The 3,026-nt window shown below is 65.0% G+C and carries 4 protein-coding genes and 1 pseudogene; 1 reads left to right on the forward strand and 4 read right to left on the reverse strand.

Annotated features, from left to right (window positions below; all coding sequences use genetic code 11):
• Positions 1-1,023 (forward strand): energy-dependent translational throttle protein EttA (ettA, locus tag QZ609_RS25955; RefSeq protein ID WP_295501221.1); only part of this gene is annotated, 1,023 nt, incomplete at its 5' end.
• On the opposite strand, the gene QZ609_RS25960 is transcribed toward ettA, so the two are convergent.
• From QZ609_RS25960 to QZ609_RS25975, 4 genes and pseudogenes are all read right to left on the reverse strand, one after another.
• Positions 1,020-1,244 (reverse strand): CDGSH iron-sulfur domain-containing protein, encoded by a 225-nt coding sequence (locus tag QZ609_RS25960; protein ID WP_295501223.1) that lies wholly within the window; start codon positions 1,242-1,244, stop codon positions 1,020-1,022. The genes ettA and QZ609_RS25960 overlap by 4 nt on opposite strands.
• Positions 1,245-1,273: 29 nt before the next feature.
• Entirely contained in the window at positions 1,274-1,762 is a 489-nt protein-coding gene (locus tag QZ609_RS25965) for an aminoacyl-tRNA deacylase (RefSeq protein ID WP_295501226.1), read from the reverse strand.
• A gap of 161 nt (positions 1,763-1,923) precedes the next feature.
• Positions 1,924-2,235: a hypothetical protein gene (locus tag QZ609_RS25970; protein ID WP_295501229.1), complete on the reverse strand. Its 312-nt coding sequence runs from the start codon at positions 2,233-2,235 to the stop codon at positions 1,924-1,926.
• Positions 2,236-2,411: 176 nt separating this feature from the next.
• A pseudogene (locus tag QZ609_RS25975) lies at positions 2,412-3,026 on the reverse strand (glucan biosynthesis glucosyltransferase H); the annotation flags it as partial.

Below are 3,026 nucleotides of genomic sequence, written 5' to 3' on the forward strand. Positions count from 1 at the left end.
ACCCACGACCGCTACTTCCTCGACAACGCCGCCGAGTGGATTCTCGAACTCGACCGCGGCCACGGCATCCCCTGGAAGGGCAACTACAGCTCGTGGCTGGACCAGAAGGAGCAGCGCCTGGAGCAGGAAGAGTCGTCCGAATCGGCCCGCCAGAAGGCGCTGAAGAAGGAACTGGAGTGGGTGCGCCAGAACCCAAAAGGCCGTCAGGCCAAATCGAAGGCGCGTCTGGCCCGCTTTGACGAGCTGAACAGCCAGGAATACCAGAAGCGCAACGAGACGCAGGAAATCTTCATCCCGGCCGGCGAGCGTCTGGGCAACGAAGTCATCGAGTTCACCAATGTCAGCAAGGCCTATGGTGACCGGCTGCTGATCGACGACCTGAGCTTCACGCTCCCGCCGGGCGCCATCGTCGGCATCATCGGCTCGAACGGCGCCGGTAAGTCGACGCTGTTCCGCATGATCACGGGCAAGGAACAGCCGGATTCGGGCACGATCAAGATCGGCCCGACCGTCAAGCTGGCCTACGTGGACCAGAGCCGCGATGCGCTATCCGCCGACAAGACCGTGTTCGAAGAGATCTCGGGCGGCTCCGACATCCTGACCGTCGGCCGCTACGAGACGCCGTCGCGCGCCTACATCGGCCGCTTCAACTTCAAGGGCGGCGACCAGCAGAAGCACGTCGGCACGCTCTCGGGCGGCGAGCGCGGGCGCCTGCACTTGGCCAAGACGCTGATCTCGGGCGGCAACGTGCTGTTGCTGGACGAACCGTCGAACGACCTCGACGTGGAAACGCTGCGCGCGCTGGAAGACGCGCTGCTCGAGTTCGCCGGCTGCGTGATGGTGATCTCGCACGACCGCTGGTTCCTCGACCGCATCGCCACGCACATCATCGCCTTCGAGGGCGATTCGCACGTCGAATTCTTCCCGGGCAACTACCAGGAATACGAAGCCGACAAGAAGAAGCGCCTGGGCGAGGAGGGTGCCAAGCCCAAGCGCATTCGTTATAAGCCGGTGGTTCGCTAAGCCGGTTTCTCAGGCGCAGGCGCGTCGAGGTTGCTGTCGAACTCGACGCGCTTGTGCGAGCCATCGCAGAACGGCTTGTTCAGCGAATGCCCACAGCGGCACAGCCACACCTGGTCTCCTTCAATGGCCAACTCTCGCCCGCCCTGGGTGACGATGCGAAAGCTCCCCTTGATGTGATACGGCCCGTTGTTGCGGGGCGTGATGACAACCTCATCGGCCATGGCCTTCTCCTGTCGGTTTCCCGCCAGCGTCAGAACAGGATGCCCTGCATGCGATGGGCGAAATGGGCGGTCTTGGCCTCGCGCATCAAGGCCATGAACTGATCCATGTCCATGTGCACCAGGTTTTCGTGGTCGCCGGCCTCGAAGTAGATGTCGCGATGCTGCATCAGGGCGTCGTCCACGTAGGTGGGCATGTCGTAGGCCATGCCCACCGGTGGCACCGCGCCCGCGTCGCAGTCCTTGAAGACTTCGCGCAGTTCGGATTCATCGGCGAGCGTCAGCTCCATGCGGCCGGATTGCTTCTGCAGCTCCGCCAGGTGCAGGTGATAGGTCGACGGGAGCACGGCAGCCACATAGCCGTACTTGTCTTCAAGCAGCAATGTCTTGGCGAGGCGGTCGCCGGGAACGTGCGCGGATTGCGCGGTTTCCGTGCTGGTGTTGGTGTGCGGATGGCGAATCACCTCGTACAGGCAGCCCTTGCTGCGCAGGCAGCTGTCGAGTGTGGTGGATATCGACATGGCAATCTCCTGGGGTCGTTTACGGCAGCAATATTGCGATTGCCGCTACGCTCAGGATAGGTCGGATTGGCGCGCGCGCAGGGGTGCACGTGAGTTGGCGCGCAAAAGCAACGGGCCGCTCGATGGAGCGGCCCGTGTGGTTTGCTAGCGAGGGCTAGGCGTCAGTCGTCGTGATCCCAATGACGGTGGTGCCAGCCATGCTCGCGCCACTCGTGCTCACGCCATTCGTGGCGGCGCCATTCACGCTCGCGCCAGTACGGATCACGGTAGTAGCCGCCTACCACCACCGGTGCCGGTGCATAGACCGGAGCGGGTTGATAGACCACGGGCGGCGGTGCGTATACCGGTGCCGGTGCCACATAGACCGGTCCCGGCACGCCGATCGACACGCCGACGTCGACATGGGCCAGCGCCGCCGTCGAGGCGCACAGCGCGGCGCCACCCAGGGCGAATGCGAGCAGAGTGCGTTTCATGATGCTTCTCCTTGCGGTTGCGAGGCCGGGGCGCCGTGCGCCGCGTCGACTTCGTTCATCGAATGTGTGAAGTCATTGTACGAACCGCGTCGCGGTAGCGGTGCTACGCAATTCCTACGGCTGTAACAGAAAGTAAAACACCGGCCCCGGCGGAAAGGCTTGCGGGGCACGGCGTCTCAGGCGGCAGCGGCCTCAGGGGCGGCCAGCCAGGCGGCGCGATGTGCGTCGGACGACCACACCGCCAAGTGCAGCGCCGACAACGCCAGCGGGTCCGACAGCAGCACCAGCTTCTGCTTGTTGGTGAGCTGGTCGGGGCCGGCTGCGAGCGCTTGGCGCACGGCCGCATCGCGCACTTCCAGCAGCGTCGGATCGTGCGGGAAGCGCGTCGTGCCAATCGCGCACATCAGCGCGTTGGTGACCGGGTCAGCTACGGCTTGACGGAAATCCGGCATCGGCGGCGCGTTGCGCAGGTGCCGGCGCGTCGCGCGCAGCTCACGCGGCGGGCGCACTTCTTCAGGGATCATGAACAGCCGCCAGCGGCGCATGCGCCGCCCCAGCGTGACGCGGCTGGACAGCACCGACAGCGGGATCGACACGATCAGCGCGCCCACCACCGGCGACAGCCACCACAGGAAGCTCGGGTTCAGCCAGTAGACCAGCGCAGCCCAGACCAGGCCGATGACCGTGTGCAAGCCGTGACGGCGCACTGCGTCGCCCCAGTGGGTTTGCGCGTCCTCGCGCGGCGGCGATTTCCAGTGCACCTTCCAGCCCAGGTAGGCGGCCGTCACGAA

Source organism: uncultured Ralstonia sp. (genome assembly GCA_913056305.1).
Taxonomy (GTDB): domain Bacteria; phylum Pseudomonadota; class Gammaproteobacteria; order Burkholderiales; family Burkholderiaceae; genus Ralstonia.

What these genes read in the sequence shown, in the direction of transcription:
- QZ609_RS25960 (WP_295501223.1), bottom strand. Translation starts at nt 1,244, where the DNA reads ATGGCCGATGAGGTTGTCATCACGCCCCGCAACAACGGGCCGTATCAC.
- QZ609_RS25965 (WP_295501226.1), bottom strand. Translation starts at nt 1,762, where the DNA reads ATGTCGATATCCACCACACTCGACAGCTGCCTGCGCAGCAAGGGCTGC.
- QZ609_RS25970 (WP_295501229.1), bottom strand. Translation starts at nt 2,235, where the DNA reads ATGAAACGCACTCTGCTCGCATTCGCCCTGGGTGGCGCCGCGCTGTGC.